The sequence below is a fragment of the Colwellia hornerae genome (assembly GCF_007954355.1).
Classification (GTDB): Bacteria; Pseudomonadota; Gammaproteobacteria; order Enterobacterales; family Alteromonadaceae; genus Colwellia_A; species Colwellia_A hornerae.
The window spans coordinates 99,711-115,057 of sequence record NZ_VOLR01000004.1 but is presented as its reverse complement, the minus strand read 5'-3'; the positions used below and the strand labels follow the sequence as shown (position 1 = coordinate 115,057).

The following is a 15,347-nucleotide window of genomic DNA, read 5'->3' as shown; positions in this document are numbered from 1 at the left end:
TCGCCAATAAATATTATCCGACAAACATCAATATTATTAACTTCTCCCCAATGAACTAAAGGTCATAACCCAAGTGTTGATGCAAGCGGACCACTAATTCTTCTTTTGAATCAACATAGCTTAATTTTTCAGCTGTAGAACGCAGTGCTTGTTCAACTAAGTTAAGAAATTTACCATAACCTTGACTGGTTTTATGATCTTTTGTTGCAATGATGACAAATTGCATTGAATCAACTAAGCAATCGCCAGTAAAGTGCGTGGTGAAGTTATTATTAGGTTCAAACGGGTTGAAGCTTAATTTTTGTAACTCACCGGCAGCTTTATGCTTTTCTTCCAAGCGACTTCTTACAATAGGTATTAAGCCATTTGCTAAAATAGCGCCTTCAAATAAATGTTGCTTATTAGCCGATTCAATAAAAGCATGGCTGATCAAATCATAAAGTGGTTGATAAGGTTGATCTTTTGATTTATCAATATTAAGCAGTTCTTTAATACGGCGATTAATCGGTAAGTCAGCCACAACATAAGTCAGTACATCTCTTTTTTCAGGCAGGCTGATATCATCAGCGGCATAGCGATTTTTTAAGGTACGTAATTTATGGGTTTGTGTCCCAGTAACGCCTTTATCTTTAGAGAATAAATCATAAGTAAAATGTTGGTGGTCACAGACTCTTACCGTGGATTTACTAATATGGTTTACGTCAATAAATTCATTTAAGGCAATCAGGACATTTTTATGAAATTCTGCTGACGTTTGACGAACATTGTCACCGTTAGCGAGAAATACCAGCGTAATTACTCGTACGCGCTTTTTGCCATTAATGTAAGTATTTTGGCTATAATGGTTGCGCGGGCTATATAAAAACAGAATTTCTTCATCGGTTTGCACGGTTAGTTTTTCTGGGCTATAACGGATGCGAGCAAACTTTCCATTGGCAATAAATTGACCACTCTCAATGTCGACTTTATTATTAACATCAAAAAAACTGTCAGCTAAATGTTGGTAAAGTCGCTGGTAGGGTTGCTCACTTGTTCTATCAATTAATTGATTATTTAGGCTGATTAATTCATCAGTCAGGGGAAATTTAACTAATAAGTAATGGTTAGTACGTGCGGATGACGGAATGTATACTTTATGCTGATTATTTCGAGAACGAGAGATAGGCATTTTATTTCCTTATTAAATAGAGTCATAAATCTTAAGGGCATTATAACAATAAGTACTGGTATTCATATGATCTAAAACAAAATTTCGAGACATTAATTTTTTATTCTAGATTGATTTTTTAGAAATAAAATAATCATAAGTAAGCTATTTGATTATATTATCTGTTGAAATTATTGTATATAATGTCTACAAATTTACATGTTGTTGATGTTTTGTCTTAAAATATTAGGAAGCTGATGAAGTCACATATCCTTTTATTAATAAGAGAATAATTAAATGAAAAGCCTTAACAAAGCAAGCACACTATTACTAACCTCATCTTTTTTATTGACCAGCGCTTTTGCAAATGAGCAGCCTAATGCGCAGGATTTAGTCGGTAAAACATACGGTGGCGCGCATTTATTGCACATTAATACTGATAATGACCGAGTCACATCCGCAGGTCCTTATTCTAATATAGATCACGGTAGTGGTTTTGGTGGTGAGTTAGGGTATCGCTGGACTGAATCTACTGAATTTCGATTCTCTTTAAGTAAAATTAATTTAGTTAATGAATATGTTGGTTTCAACGAACCTAATGGTTCATCGATAGCGGTTGATGCACTCTACTTCCCCACTCAGCAGAACTTTTATGTATTAGGTGGAGTAGACTATTTAGATATCGCAAATACTCAAGCATCACTTGATGTAGGTGCCGGCTACCGTCATTACTTAAGCGAGAGATCAGCCATTTGTATTGAAGGTAAAGGTCATTACCAATTTTCAGAACACTTTAAAGATACCAGTGCAAAAATAGGTTTTATTTACTTTTTTGGTGACAGTGCTCAGCCACGAAGAACGAAAATAGTAGCACCAGTTATTAAAAAAGAACCAGCGGTTACAGCAGTAGCGCCTGTTGCTATTGTTGAAAAAGACACCGATAAAGATGGCGTTTTGGACAAAAATGATAATTGTGCCAATACACCGATGACAGATAAAGTTGATAGCAATGGCTGTACGGTTTTCAGTGACGAAAAAGTACGTATGGAGTTACGGGTTAATTTTGACAATAATAAATCAATAGTAAAAGAAGAATACTTTAGCAAGATTGAAGAAGTTGCTGAATTCTTAACACTTTACCCACATACGTCACTTGTTATAGAAGGTCATACTTCAAAAGTAGGTTCTCGTACTTACAATCAAAAAATATCTCAAAGTCGTGCTCAAGCGATTGTTGATGTTTTAGTGAATAAGTTTTCCATTCAGATGAGTCGATTATCTGCCGTTGGTTACGGTGAAGACCGCTTAATTAATAGTAATGATAATAAAGCAGCACATATAGAAAATCGTCGTATTGAAGCTAAAATTGAAACAACAAAGAAAGTTGTTATTAAGCGATAAAAATAACGGTTCAATATATCAGAAAGCCAAATAGCAATATTTGGCTTTTTTATTGCGATTACTGTGAAAATTTCAACATCCCAAAATTAAATTAACCACAGTGCAGCTTGAAATATAGGGCTATGGACATTAGATCAGTCTGAACAGTAGCCACACAGAAATGAGTTTATCTCGACTTATCATTACTATCATTACTTGCTGTTACTGATAAAAACCACGAAAACGTTCAATACAGCACTATTAAATACATTGTATCGACCGAAATTTATTAATGAGTTGAAAATTAGTCGCTTGCCCAGTATGCTACGCGACCCCTTTTAGACTCAGTGGTATAAATAAACAATGATAGGTTTTGATTACGGCACTTCAAATTGTGCTGTCGCAGTAATGGAAAGTGGCCAACCGAAGATATTATCTTTAGGCGAGCATGGTAAGTATATTCCTTCAACGCTATATGCACCGAGTCGAGACATTATTTCTCATTGGCTATGCCAACAATTGAATGAAGAGCAGCAACTGCTTTTTAAACAGCAACGAGCGCTACCGTTACAAAAAGCCCAGAATGTATTACGAGAGCTAAAGCTTGATGGTATCCCTAGTGAATTGTCGTTTGGCCAAGCGGCGCTGAATTTGTATTTGGAAGATCCCGAGGAAGGTTATTACATCAAATCACCAAAATCTTTTTTAGGGGCAAGTGGTTTAGTAGATAGCCAAATTAATTTGTTTGAAGATATTGTCGCTGCAATGATGAGTAATATAAAAACCTTGGCAGAAGAAAATCAGCAAAAAGAAATAACCCAAACCGTTATTGGCAGGCCAATAAATTTTCAAGGCTTAAAAGGTGAAGAAAGTAATCGTCAAGCGTTAACTATTTTAACGAATGCCGCTAAGCGAGTTGGTTATAAGAGTGTTGAATTTCAATATGAGCCTGTTGCTGCCGGTTTTGAATATGAAGCGAGCTTACAAGAAGAAACTAAAGTTTTGGTTGTTGATATAGGTGGTGGTACTACCGATTGCTCAATGTTATTGATGGGACCACAATTTAAAAATAGTACTTCAAGAGAGCAACATTTGCTCGCGCACACCGGTGTTCGTATTGGTGGCAATGATTTTGACATTCAATTAGCGCTCAAGGGAATAATGCCAAGCTTAGGGATGAATGACATGTTAAAAACGGGTAAACCTATGCCCGTTAATAGTTTTAATCAAGCCGTGGCCATTAATAATATTAATGAACAAACGAATTTTTACAGCCAAGCAAACTATCGTTATTTACAAACACTACAACGCGATGCTAAACAACCTGAGGTTTTCTCACGTTTGTTAAAGGTTCACCAGCAAAAATTAAGTCACCTCATTGTTAATGGTGCAGAGCAAGCAAAAATAGGTTTAACCGAACAAGACTCTCAGCCAATATATCTTGATGGATTAGCTGATGATCTCAAGGTAGAAGTTAATCGTGCCTTGATGTTAAAAGCAAGCTCGGCGCAATTAAAGCAAATTGCTCAATTAATGAATGAATGTGTTGTGCAAGCTAACTGCCAGCCTGATGTGATTTTTGTTACTGGAGGCTCAGCAAAATCACCAGTACTAAATCAATTTTTACGTGAGCAAATGCCAAATACGCCGGTGATTGCCGGCGATCACTTTGGCAGTGTTACTGTGGGATTAGCACGCTGGGCTGAAAAAGTATTTCAATAACATGACTATTTCACTGCAATTATCTTGTAATTGCAGTGTTAACAATGTTAAAACAATGCTGTGGAGTTGGTACTGGTTTTACATTTAAAAAGGAATTGATATGTGTATCAAAACATTAGGCTTTATTTGTTTTTTTTATAGCTTTTTCACCTTCAGTGGCTCGGCTAACAACTATCAATCGATAGTGGTCGGCGTTAATGAAAATATTGCCGGCAAAGCACTTCATCAATATGTGAATGTTTGGTGGCAATGGACCAGCACCATGAGTGATGAAAACTCTCCAGTGCGTGATAGAACGGGTGAGTTTTGTGGCGTTAATCAAAGTGGTGATGTTTGGTTTTTAGCCGGTGGCTATGGAACATCAAAAGTTAAGCGTCACTGTATTATTCCCGATGGCAAACATATCTTCTTTCCTATTATTAATATGGCATATTGGCCAGAAAAAAATGTCAGTAAAACCTGTGATGAAGTAAAACATCAAGCGGCATTAAACAATAGTGAGCTGTATTTTGTTTATGCTGAACTTGATGGTCAATCTATTCCTAATATGCGTAATAATCGAATAAAATCAAAAGAGTGTTTTGATTTACATGAATTACTTGCCAAAACACAAACCACGAAAGAAGTTTATCCTTCTGCTACTGATGGTTATTGGCTAATGTTACGCCCCTTGTCTAAAGGCATTCATACTTTGAAGTTTAATGCCCAATACCATCATGATACGACGGTACATGGAAATATGATGCAAGATATTGAATATACAATTGAAGTTATATAAGTTAAAAAGTTATTGAGCACGCGCTTATGTTTCAATGGCTACTTTTACTGTAAGGTGACGTAAGATATTGAGTCATCAACGCCGATTGAAGTGAAATAGACATTGAACATACTTAAGCATCATTTTACAATGGGTTATCTTACTATCATATTGCTCAATTATGTCTTCTGATACCTTAGGCGCAAGCCTTAATTATAAAGCTAAAGAAAAGGGCTATCGTGATCGTGCCTTAAAATTATTTCCTTGGGTCTGTGGCCGTTGTGCTCGTGAGTTTGTTTATTCAAACCTTATGGAGTTAACCGTGCATCATGTTGATCACGACCATACTAATAATCCAAATGATGGCAGTAATTGGGAACTATTATGCATTTACTGTCACGATAATGAGCACGCTAAATATACAGATCACGCGCAATATAAAACAGAAGTGATTGCGGGTGACACCAATCAAGATACGGCAACCTATAATCCGTTTGCTGACTTGAAATCAATGCTTAAGAAATAATTTATTTATATTTCAACGTGGTTACAATTTTTTTCATTTTTTTACTAAATTACCATTGTGTTTTACCGATATAACCCCGAGTATATTAAGTGAAGACAATTTTTCTCTTAGTAAAAGGTAACATTATGAAAATAAATATTTCCGGTCACCATGTTGAAATTACTGAAGGTATCCAGCAATCAATTGAGGACAAGTTTAAAAAAGTTGCTAAGCATTACCCAAGTCTCACCTCTATCAGTGCAATTATTACCGTTGAGCCTCATCAACAAAGATTAGAAGTTTCTACTCACTATGAAGGTAGTGAGATCTCCGTAAAAGCATCAGGAAAAGAGTTGTATGCTGCTATTGCAAGTGCCGCTAAAAAGATGGAAGCAGCACTCGCGCATCGCAAAGGTGTCTTAGCCGCAAAATTACATAAAAAATATGAAGTTGAACAATCAGATGCATTTTTACTTGTAGAATAAATGTAATTGAATTAGTTTATTATCTTAACAAAGGTTGCTATGGGCAGCCTTTTTTATGCTCAGGAATAAAAGGTCATAACAGCCTTAGACATCCATAGCTTGGTTGAATTAGTTTTTTCTGCACGTCATTTTAGTTGCAGACAAATCATAATAACCATTATCCATTATCCATTATCCATTGAGTCGATGTTGTGCTGACATAGATGGTAAGCAACGACAATGTCTATAATTTATAATAAAGCAGGGAGAAACGATTGGCTGGATCAAGTTTATTAACCTTACTCGATGATATTGCAACAGTACTTGACGATGTTGCTATCTTATCAAAAGTTGCAGCAAAGAAAACTGCTGGGGTATTAGGTGATGATTTAGCGCTTAATGCTGAGCAAGTTTCAGGAGTTAAAGCTGAACGTGAGTTACCCGTTGTTTGGGCTGTTGCCAAAGGCTCGCTGTTAAACAAACTTATCATTGTACCTACTGCTTTAGTTATTAGTGTTTTTGCACCCCCCTTAATTACTATCTTGCTAGTTATTGGTGGACTGTTTTTATGCTTTGAAGGTTTTGAAAAGGTCTTTCATAAATTTTTCCATAACAATGAAAATTCATCTCAAGTGCAAAAAGAGGCACATCAGAAAAAGTTGTTAGCTTTAGCCGATGAAAATGTAGATTTAGTCGCCTTTGAAGAGAAAAAAATTAAAGGTGCCATCCGCACTGATTTTATATTATCAGCAGAAATTGTTGTTATTGCTTTAGGCACAGTACAAGAGGCTGCCTTTGAAGTACAAGTGGCGGTCGTTTCTGGGCTTGCACTGGCGATAACATTTGGTGTTTATGGGCTTGTTGCCGCTATCGTTAAACTTGACGACTTAGGTTTATATTTATTAAGAAAGTCTGTTTCGGGGCGGTTTAATACCATTCAACGAGCTTTAGGGCGCGGTTTACTTATTTTTGCCCCAGCATTAATGAAAACACTGACAGTGGTTGGTACTATTGCAATGTTTTTGGTCGGTGGTGGTATCTTGGTTCATAGTTTCTCATGGTTGCATAAGCAGGTACATCATCTGGTCGAATTTCTAGCGAACATTTTCGGCGCTATTGCTGAAATTATTGTCCCAATTTTAACCGAAGGCATCATAGGTATTATTGCTGGCGGCTTAGTGTTATTGGCGGTGACTTTAATAAAGTCACTTAAAAAGGCTCATTAATATATTTATCTGTGCCTAGTTTAATGCAGCTGACGTTTAAAATGTTCAGCTACATGCTTGATTACTGATTACCTATTAAACCTTTAATATGTTCAACTACACTTCGCCCTAAAGCGCTTAAGGCATACCCCCCTTCGAGCATTGATATTATTCGTCCTTCGCTGTACTTATCAGCAATGGTTTTAAGTTCATCAGTCACCCAGCGGTAATCACATTCAGTTAGGCTAATTTGTGACATCTCATCTTCGATATGGGCGTCGAAACCAGCAGAAATGAAAATAATTTGTGGTTTGAATTTCTCTAAAGCGGGTAGCCAATGCTTACTGATCGCCGCTCTAAACTCCGGCCCTTTACAAGTGGCAGGTAATGGTGTGTTGATAATCGGGGGCGTATCACTTTCTTGCATTTCAAATGGAAAAAAAGGGTACTGGTAGCTTGAACAAAATAAGTAACCTTGTTCTTTGCTATGAGCGGTTGCTCTTTTAATAATATCTTCGGTGCCATTACCATGATGTACGTCAAAATCTACTATCGCGACACGTTCTAGTTTATATTTTTTCTTTGCATAGGCCGCGGCGATAGCAATATTATTAAAAAAGCAAAACCCCATACCTTTATTATATTCAGCATGATGCCCCGGAGGGCGAGTAGCACAAAAAGCCGCAGTTAAGGTTTTATCCATCACTAAATCAACGGCGTTAATTGCTGCTCCGGCTGATAATAAAGCAGCTGGTAGGGTGTCAGCATTCATACTTGTGTCGTCATCAAGGCGAAAAATATTTTCATGATCTTTGGTGGTTGGGGCATTATCAAAAATATGTTGGATATACTTATCATCGTGAGCAAGCGAAATGAGATCAGGGTCGATGGGGGTAGCGTCATATTGGCGAATAACATATTCAAGACCACTGCGGATCAGTTGATCTTGAATCGCCCCCAGCCTTTTCGGACTTTCTGGATGATAATCACCCATATTGTGTCCATTACATTTATGATGGCCAATTACACCTACTGTCATGATTGTTCCTCTATCTCTGCTATTGTTGTTGCTGTTAGTTGTAATTCTAAATTTAGTTCGTCCATCTCTTCAGAATGTTTGCGGATAAATCCTGCTTTTTCAAATACTTTTAACATAGCAGCATTATCTCGTCTTACACAAGCTATGAGCTTGTCCAGATCACGTAAAGTGGCAATTTTTATTATTTCGTCTAATAACGTTTTGGCCATTCCTTTACCACGTTTATGTTCGCTGATGACAAAGGCAACTTCGCCACAATTATGACTTTCAATGAAGTAGTAGCGACCAACGGCATGGATAACATCGGCTAAATTAGTACGCTGGGTAAAGCACAAGGCTAAATCTTTATGTTGGTCAACACTGACTAATTTACATGCGTTCTCACGGGTCATTTGCGTAGCATGATGGTTATAACGCATAATTAAAGTTTCTTTGGTATGCGAATAAAAAAACTCTTGTAAGCGACGTTCATCAGCGGGAGCTAAGGGCCTCAAATAATAATTAATCTCCTCAAAGGTAAACTTTTTGAGCTCTATTTCGCCTAATTCAGGAACCGAAGTTGGCGAACTCTCTTGATATTCAGGCACCCAATAGTTTTTTCTGACATCTTTTAAGAGTTGCTCACGAAATTTTGGATGGGCAATACGAATGAGCTCTAATGCTCGTTCACGGATACTTTTTCCTAATAACGAAGCAATACCATATTCAGTAACAACATAAGCAACATGACCACGAGAAGTGACCACACCACCACCTTCGGTGATATGGGCAACTATACGAGAGGTTTTTCCATCTTTAGTGGTCGAGGGTAGCGCAATAATGGGTTTGCCACCTTTACTTAATGATGCGCCGCGGACAAAATCGACTTGGCCACCAATACCACTGTAAAATTGATAACCAATTGAATCTGAAACGACCTGGCCAGTTAAATCTACCTCTATAGCGCTGTTAATCGAGACCATATTATCATTTTTAGCAATATTCACGGGAGAGTTAACATGCTCTGACGGATAGAATTCCACATGAGGATTACCGTCAACAAAATCGTAGAGTCGTTGCGTTCCCATGCAAAAGGTTAAAACCGCTTTTCCTTTATGGAAGGTTTTTTTACGGTTGTTAATAACGCCTGAACGTATTAAGTCGATCACGCCATCAGATATCATCTCACTATGAATACCTAAATCTTTATGATTCGCCAAATAGCGCAAAACCGCTTCAGGGATTTTTCCTATACCTATTTGCAGGGTCGAACCATCTTCAATCAGCATAGACACATACTGACCCACTTGCTCCGCCACCCGGTCAATGCTGGGCTGTGCTAAAACAGGCAAGGTTTGATCTGCTTTTAGCCATGCATGAATTTGATTAACATGAACAAAGCTATGGCCATTAGTGCGTGGCATTTTCGAGTTGATTTGTGCAATAACATATTTTGCAGACTTTACTGCTGATGACACGATATCTACACTTACGCCTAGTGAACAATAACCATATTCATCCGGTGGACTAACCATGATTAACGCCGCATCAAGCGGTAAAACATTTTCACGAAATAAACGAGGAATATCAGAAATAAAACTAGGGGTATAATCGGCTCGGCCTTCAGCGATGGCTTCGCGAATGTTTTTACCACCAATAAATAAAGCGTTTACTTTGAACAAGTCTTTGTGTTCAGGTGTTGCCCATTTATTATCTGAGAGTGTTAAAATATGAACAGTTTCAATATCATGAAGCTTTGCACTATCAGCAATTAAATCGTCGATTAAGGCATTGGGGACGGCGGCATTAGAGCCAATAAAAATTCGATTGCCTGATTTTAGAAACTGCTCCCATTTTACTTTTTTGTTGTCCTGATCGAATAATGGCATAGTAAGTTACTCTCAATAATGATGATGAATAAAGTATGCCGCAACAACGGAAGGCTTTATTGATTATAATCAAGGTGATTGAGTATAACTTAACCTTATTGTCTATGGTCTTATACCTTGGTCTTATAAGCTGACTTTTTACCCAGCAAGCAAGGTGTAATTGTTATTTTGTGACTGTAAAGTAGCGGTCACAAAAAATTAGTAGTCTGATATTTGCTTACGATAAGTAAAGATAAATGATAAAACCTAGCCAACTTATTGCCAATAGCGTCCAGGGTAAATTGAAGGTGTTGTTAGTTTTTGTTTTTTCTTCATTACTTTGTTGCACTTGGTTATTTTTTTCCCGCAATAATGACTTTTTAGCTTTGTCACGTTGACGTGATTTTTTACTCTGCTGTTTTTTATATTCGGCAATGCCTTTTTCAATACCGTTGGCAATCAGTTTGGTTTGTTCTTTGGTTTGCTTAGGTTTTTGTATACTTTTAGCCACTTTTTGCGCTTCTACCTGTAATTCTTGAGAGTGTTTCTGCATTATTTTTGCTTATCAGCTAATATTAAAATCTAGCGTTAAATTTATAAGAACATCACTCGATGAGCAAGGCTTAAGTTTGCTTGCGTTTACGCTGATTGTAATTAACTTGTCTTATAAATTACTCTCTATTGGTTAAATAGACTAATTTATAAGGATTAAGTTAATTGCCTAGCTTGCGGTTTTTTATAAGTAACTGTAATTAATAGTTATTATTCTTGGTCTGTTTATTGCTCATTATATTTTTAATAGATTTAAATTTTTCAAGGAATTAGAACATGGCCGTTAATATTGCAGACCGACCTACCGATAAAGTAAGAGAAGAGGTTGTTGACCAATTAGTGATGAATTATAGTCATGGCGAGCTCTCTCATGAAGCTTTTGAACGGCGACTTGATCAAGCTATGGCCAGTGAGTCGAATGAAGAGCTTGTTGAGCTGGTTGCTGATTTAGACTTAACTGTTGACCAAGAATATATTGAAAAGAAAAAAGAAGACTTTCGTTTTAATTATTCTTCAGCACCAACTAATGAAAGTGAATTACTGGTTAATGTTTTTAGCGGTAGTGGACGCAGTGGTGAATGGCGTGTCGCAAAAGAAATTAAATCAATAAGTATCTTTGGTGGCTGTGATATTGATTTTAGTGAAGCTATTTTTACGCAGCGTGAAGTGACTGTAAAAGTTTTTTGTTTGTTCGGGGGCATTGATATATTTGTACCTGAAAATGTTAAAGTTGTTTCAAAAGCTTTTTGTATTTTTGGTGGTATTGATAATAAAGCGCCGTCAACTGATTATATCGATGCACCAACAATATATGTTGAAGGTTTAGTTTTATTTGGTGCGCTAGATATCAAACTAAAACGTACATTAAAAGAACGTTTCACCGCTTTTGCCAATGGTTTAAAAGATATATTTAATTAGCCTGAATGATCTTTTGTTAGGGTTGAGTTAATGGCTTTATTCCCCATAAAAAGTAAAGTTAATTTCTTTTAGGGAAATCTTTAATGAAGGTGTTTGTCAACACCCCTCTAGAAACTAGAAACTAGAAACTAGAAACTAGAAACTAGAAACTAGAAAAATAAAAACGCTGAACATTATGTTACAGCGTTTTTTTGTGTTAACTCATCTAATGTAAATAGCTAGTCTGTAAAAGTAATTCTTGGCTTAGCCCCTTTAGCAGAGTCTATTTTTGGTGAACAAAGTAACAATCTAGAAGAGGCGATGCCTTGTTCTTTTACCATGTGCTCTTTAAAAGCCTCAAGACGCTGTTCGGAGATTTCAGCCAACTGTTTTATATCATCTATGTCGGTAATTTTAGTCCCTAACGGTTTATCAATATCTTCTGGTGTGGCAATAGCACATAAGGTTAATTGTGTTTCAAGTTTGTCTGTCATTAAGGCTGAGAATTGAGTTAAAAATTGACTTTGTTGAGCGGTTAATTGCGTTTCCTTTATCGGAAAGGTTAAGTCATTAAAACGAACTTTTAATAAGTAATCACCTGCTGACATGGCAACATTGACCACATTGGCGTAAGGCACAAATGTGGTGATTAAATACTCTTTAGCAGCAGACATCGTTGCTTGTTTTATCAGTAAACTAATAAAACCGCTGATGCCAAAAGAAGGATCGTCAGTGCTGCCTTTCAATGGAATATCAAGTTCTACATTGCCATCGCCATCTTTTAACATTCCTAAGGCAATATTAAAAGGCACTGATGTTTGGCTCTTTACTGTTCCTGTTTCATGATCGTTCGCTGCGCCAAGCTCTACACCTCTTAAAAGTAACTTGGTCTTGCCAGTAATCTTTTTATCATCAACCGTTACATCTAGATCGACATCAAGCTGACCACTTTTAAGTTCGTAGTTAAGCGCTTGGGCAATATAAGTTGATAACGAAGGTAAGCTGACTTCTTTGAAGAAACCATTCAACTTATAATAGTCTTTCTCCCTGAAGGGTTTAGCAACGGCAGACAAGTTGAAATTAGCGTATTTATCACTGCTGCCGGTTAACGTAAAGTGGCTTTCTTGCTGTGGTTTTTGATTATCAAAAGGACCAGCGTTGAACGTTGTGATGTTAAATGCTCTTTTATAATGTGGACTGGTGCTGCGATCAATAAAATTGATATGAGCGGTATCAGTAAATGAAAAAGCATTGAGAGACAATAAAAATGAGCTTTCATCGCTCTGTGCCTCAGGGGTCTCTGGTGAATTTACTGTTTTGGCTAGCGGTTCAATAACAGGCTTTTGATCCTTTGGCGAAGCTGGTAAGCCAGTAATATTTTTTTCTTTGTCTAGATTAGTCTCAATAGCTAAGCCTAAAAGGTTAATAGTATCGATGAGTAAACCTTGCTGCGAGACGATAATACCATTAATACTGAGGCTATTAAATTGGGCTAAAGGTGGTAAATTATCGCTGGTGTTTTCAGCAAATAGGCTTTGCTCAATAATAAGATTTGCGATGTTAGCGGTTATTAATGATGCTGTTGTAGTGACGGCTATATCAGCCAATTTTATTGCCGATATTTTAGCTAATACTTGTGTACCGTCACCTTCATAAGCCATTAAATCATTAATATTTAGTGTAGCGGTGCCGGTTATTTTAGGCGCTTGTTCTTTAATAAGTTCAATAGACAAATCTTGCAAAGTTAGTGGCGCGATATTAAGTGCCACGGTTTTGTTATTTTGTGTGGCATTAAAATCTGCCGTTATTAATTCAAAGGTTTCAACGTTAATTTCGGTGGCCACACCGGAGAGAGAGATTGACTGTTTACTATTAATACTGACAGAACCTTGCAGAGTTAATGGTTCTTGTTCAGCGTGGTTAGGCGTTAGCAGCGGCTGCAATGGAGCGAGTGCTAAATCAGACAAGGTTAATTCAGAACTTATTTTACGTTGCTCTGCAGTTAAATCGGCAGTTAATTTTAATAGCAAAGGGGCTTTATTAATTAAAGCACTAAGTACAATCTCTGCTTGTTGTGCTTTTGTCGAGGCAAGAACATTTTTTATAACAAGTGAATTAATGATCAATTCTTGTTGGCTTTGTTCAATACCTAGATTAAAAACCGAATTAGAAAGGCTAAAGTAGGGTAACGAAACTTGATAATTATTTGCTAAGTTTGTTTTTTGTGCGGTAGGTGTTTCAACGGATGTTGAAGTATCATCTGAATGACGGGCAATTACAAAGCCACCAATAACTGGCGCCTCGCCATTTAAATCAACATCAAGGTATAAGCCATCAATAGCAAACTCTGAAAGATATAGAGTGTCAGTTAATAATCTAAATAAACTCACGGTAACGTTTAAAGATTTTAACAATACAAGGGGCTTATCGCTATTTTTTACGCTTGTTATTTCTAGCTCACGTATATTTAAATTTGACCAAAAAGGGTTATAACGTATGGTCGTTTTATCAGCAAGGGTAAGCTGGTGTTCATTAAGATATTGAATGATGTAATGTCGACTAACAAAAGGTGAAGAAAGCCAGATAATTAGCAATAGAGCAATAATAAATAAAGCAACAAACTTAATTATTTTTGCCATGGTTTTTATCGAAGAAGACATAAATTTCCTAATTTAAGGGGATAGTTGTTATTAAAAATATTTTATTTAACGCTTAAGCATCATCTCTTGTTATACAAATGATGCTTAATCGCAATAATCTTGTAAATTGAAGTAGGTTATTGACTTTTTTATCGACTGTCTAGTCTTATGGTGGCAATGTTGTCAGTAATATAAGCCTTAGATTATTTTTTGTTGCTCAACAGTATTCAACACCGTATGCTCACCATTAACTGGTCAGACCTTTTACTCATCCATTTAACGAATACTTTAATAATCCTATGACAAATCAAGAGTCTTTATTTTTATCTCAAGGAGAACATCAACTTCATTTAAGGCATATTTGGCAAAAAAAAGGCGGTACACCTATTTTTATGCTGCATGGTGCTATTGAAAATGGTCTTATTTTCTATACTAAAAAAGGTAAAGGTCTCGCCTGTTATTTAGCAGAGCAGGGCTTTGATGTTTATGTTGCCGATCTTCGTGGCCGAGGTGAAAGTACACCTCGCATTGATGAGCATGCTGTGCATGGTCAATTTGAAGCGATCACTGAAGATATTCCGCTTTTTATAAATTACATTTTTAAAGTAACACAACAGAAAATTAACCTTGTTGCCCATTCATGGGGAGGCGTTTTATTGGCAAGCACGCTGGCTAGATTTCCTATAATAACTCAACGTGTTCGTAGTAAAACATGTTTCGGTACTAAGCGTATGGTAACGGTAAAGAGTTTAGAGAAAATGTTTAAAGTGAATATTGTTTGGAATAATTTGGCCCCAAAACTGGCAAAGAAAAAAGGTTTTTTAGATGCTAAAAAGCATGGCATCGGCTCTGATAATGAAACAGCGCAATCGTTGGCAGATAGTGTCGCTTGGGTTAAAAAAAGTGATTGGCATGATACCACTGATGGTTTCGATTATTCTCAAGCAGCAAAGTCAGTTGATTGGCCACCAACATGGCATTTTACCGGCAGTAAAGATAAAGTATTAGGGCATGCCAGCGATGTTAATATTTTTATTCAGGAGTCTAACCCGAAAGCTAAATTTACTTTGCTGTCGAAATCTTCAGGGAATATGCAAAATTATGATCATATTAATATCCTCACTCATCCTAATGCTAACGTTGATCATTACCCACAGTTAGTTAAATGGTTAAAATCCCACTGATTTACGCCT

13 protein-coding genes are annotated in these 15,347 nt (G+C 36.7%); 8 read left to right on the top strand and 5 right to left on the bottom strand.

Features of this window, described 5'->3' with window-relative positions; genetic code table 11:
- Positions 1–55: 55 nt before the first annotated feature.
- The gene (locus tag ESZ26_RS03870) at positions 56–1,168 is read right to left on the bottom strand and encodes a DUF3083 family protein (protein WP_146798208.1); all 1,113 of its coding nucleotides are present in this window, start codon (positions 1,166–1,168) and stop codon (positions 56–58) included.
- A 276-nt stretch (positions 1,169–1,444) separates the two neighbouring features.
- Here ESZ26_RS03870 and ESZ26_RS03865 point away from each other — a divergent pair, with 276 nt between their 5' ends.
- From ESZ26_RS03865 to ESZ26_RS03840, 6 genes are all read left to right on the top strand, one after another.
- Complete coding sequence (locus ESZ26_RS03865) at positions 1,445–2,548, top strand: OmpA family protein (RefSeq protein ID WP_146798206.1); 1,104 nt, start codon at positions 1,445–1,447, stop codon at positions 2,546–2,548.
- A gap of 342 nt (positions 2,549–2,890) precedes the next feature.
- Positions 2,891–4,249 carry a molecular chaperone gene (gene yegD / locus ESZ26_RS03860; RefSeq protein WP_146798204.1) on the top strand — a complete coding sequence of 453 codons (1,359 nt, stop codon included), beginning with the start codon at positions 2,891–2,893 and terminating at the stop codon, positions 4,247–4,249.
- 100 nt (positions 4,250–4,349) lie between these two features.
- Positions 4,350–5,027, top strand: coding sequence for a hypothetical protein (locus ESZ26_RS03855; RefSeq protein WP_146798202.1), 678 nt, complete (start codon positions 4,350–4,352; stop codon positions 5,025–5,027).
- Positions 5,028–5,187: 160 nt separating this feature from the next.
- A complete protein-coding gene (locus ESZ26_RS03850) occupies positions 5,188–5,532 on the top strand; it encodes a YajD family HNH nuclease (RefSeq protein WP_146798200.1) in 345 nt (114 codons plus the stop codon).
- 125 nt (positions 5,533–5,657) lie between these two features.
- A complete protein-coding gene (hpf, locus tag ESZ26_RS03845) occupies positions 5,658–5,996 on the top strand; it encodes a ribosome hibernation-promoting factor, HPF/YfiA family (RefSeq protein ID WP_146798198.1) in 339 nt (112 codons plus the stop codon).
- A gap of 254 nt (positions 5,997–6,250) precedes the next feature.
- On the top strand, positions 6,251–7,201 hold the full coding sequence (locus ESZ26_RS03840) for a DUF808 domain-containing protein (protein WP_146798196.1): 951 nt from the start codon (positions 6,251–6,253) through the stop codon (positions 7,199–7,201).
- 61 nt (positions 7,202–7,262) lie between these two features.
- Here the strand turns inward: ESZ26_RS03840 and ESZ26_RS03835 are convergent, their stop codons facing one another.
- The 3 genes from ESZ26_RS03835 to ESZ26_RS03825 all read right to left on the bottom strand — a co-directional run bounded on the left by ESZ26_RS03835 (position 7,263) and on the right by ESZ26_RS03825 (position 10,619).
- A complete protein-coding gene (locus ESZ26_RS03835; protein WP_146798194.1) occupies positions 7,263–8,219 on the bottom strand; it encodes a histone deacetylase family protein in 957 nt (318 codons plus the stop codon).
- Entirely contained in the window at positions 8,216–10,087 is a 1,872-nt protein-coding gene (locus ESZ26_RS03830) for a GNAT family N-acetyltransferase (RefSeq protein ID WP_146798192.1), read from the bottom strand. The genes ESZ26_RS03835 and ESZ26_RS03830 overlap by 4 nt, the downstream gene beginning before the upstream one ends.
- Positions 10,088–10,304: 217 nt before the next feature.
- A complete protein-coding gene (locus tag ESZ26_RS03825) occupies positions 10,305–10,619 on the bottom strand; it encodes a DUF2956 domain-containing protein (protein ID WP_146798190.1) in 315 nt (104 codons plus the stop codon).
- A gap of 275 nt (positions 10,620–10,894) precedes the next feature.
- Between ESZ26_RS03825 and ESZ26_RS03820 the strand changes: the two genes are divergently transcribed.
- Positions 10,895–11,536: a DUF1707 SHOCT-like domain-containing protein gene (locus ESZ26_RS03820; RefSeq protein ID WP_146798188.1), complete on the top strand. Its 642-nt coding sequence runs from the start codon at positions 10,895–10,897 to the stop codon at positions 11,534–11,536.
- Positions 11,537–11,754: 218 nt separating this feature from the next.
- On the opposite strand, the gene ESZ26_RS03815 is transcribed toward ESZ26_RS03820, so the two are convergent.
- Positions 11,755–14,175 carry a DUF748 domain-containing protein gene (locus tag ESZ26_RS03815; RefSeq protein WP_146798186.1) on the bottom strand — a complete coding sequence of 807 codons (2,421 nt, stop codon included), beginning with the start codon at positions 14,173–14,175 and terminating at the stop codon, positions 11,755–11,757.
- A gap of 278 nt (positions 14,176–14,453) precedes the next feature.
- On the opposite strand from ESZ26_RS03815, the gene ESZ26_RS03810 reads away from it, so the two are divergent.
- Positions 14,454–15,338 carry an alpha/beta fold hydrolase gene (locus ESZ26_RS03810; RefSeq protein ID WP_146798184.1) on the top strand — a complete coding sequence of 295 codons (885 nt, stop codon included), beginning with the start codon at positions 14,454–14,456 and terminating at the stop codon, positions 15,336–15,338.
- Positions 15,339–15,347: the final 9 nt, after the last annotated feature.

What these genes read in the sequence shown, in the direction of transcription:
- ESZ26_RS03870 (WP_146798208.1), bottom strand. Translation starts at nt 1,168, where the DNA reads ATGCCTATCTCTCGTTCTCGAAATAATCAGCATAAAGTATACATTCCG.
- ESZ26_RS03865 (WP_146798206.1), top strand. Translation starts at nt 1,445, where the DNA reads ATGAAAAGCCTTAACAAAGCAAGCACACTATTACTAACCTCATCTTTT.
- yegD (WP_146798204.1), top strand. Translation starts at nt 2,891, where the DNA reads ATGATAGGTTTTGATTACGGCACTTCAAATTGTGCTGTCGCAGTAATG.
- ESZ26_RS03855 (WP_146798202.1), top strand. Translation starts at nt 4,350, where the DNA reads ATGTGTATCAAAACATTAGGCTTTATTTGTTTTTTTTATAGCTTTTTC.
- ESZ26_RS03850 (WP_146798200.1), top strand. Translation starts at nt 5,188, where the DNA reads ATGTCTTCTGATACCTTAGGCGCAAGCCTTAATTATAAAGCTAAAGAA.
- hpf (WP_146798198.1), top strand. Translation starts at nt 5,658, where the DNA reads ATGAAAATAAATATTTCCGGTCACCATGTTGAAATTACTGAAGGTATC.
- ESZ26_RS03835 (WP_146798194.1), bottom strand. Translation starts at nt 8,219, where the DNA reads ATGACAGTAGGTGTAATTGGCCATCATAAATGTAATGGACACAATATG.
- ESZ26_RS03830 (WP_146798192.1), bottom strand. Translation starts at nt 10,087, where the DNA reads ATGCCATTATTCGATCAGGACAACAAAAAAGTAAAATGGGAGCAGTTT.
- ESZ26_RS03825 (WP_146798190.1), bottom strand. Translation starts at nt 10,619, where the DNA reads ATGCAGAAACACTCTCAAGAATTACAGGTAGAAGCGCAAAAAGTGGCT.
- ESZ26_RS03820 (WP_146798188.1), top strand. Translation starts at nt 10,895, where the DNA reads ATGGCCGTTAATATTGCAGACCGACCTACCGATAAAGTAAGAGAAGAG.
- ESZ26_RS03815 (WP_146798186.1), bottom strand. Translation starts at nt 14,175, where the DNA reads ATGTCTTCTTCGATAAAAACCATGGCAAAAATAATTAAGTTTGTTGCT.
- ESZ26_RS03810 (WP_146798184.1), top strand. Translation starts at nt 14,454, where the DNA reads ATGACAAATCAAGAGTCTTTATTTTTATCTCAAGGAGAACATCAACTT.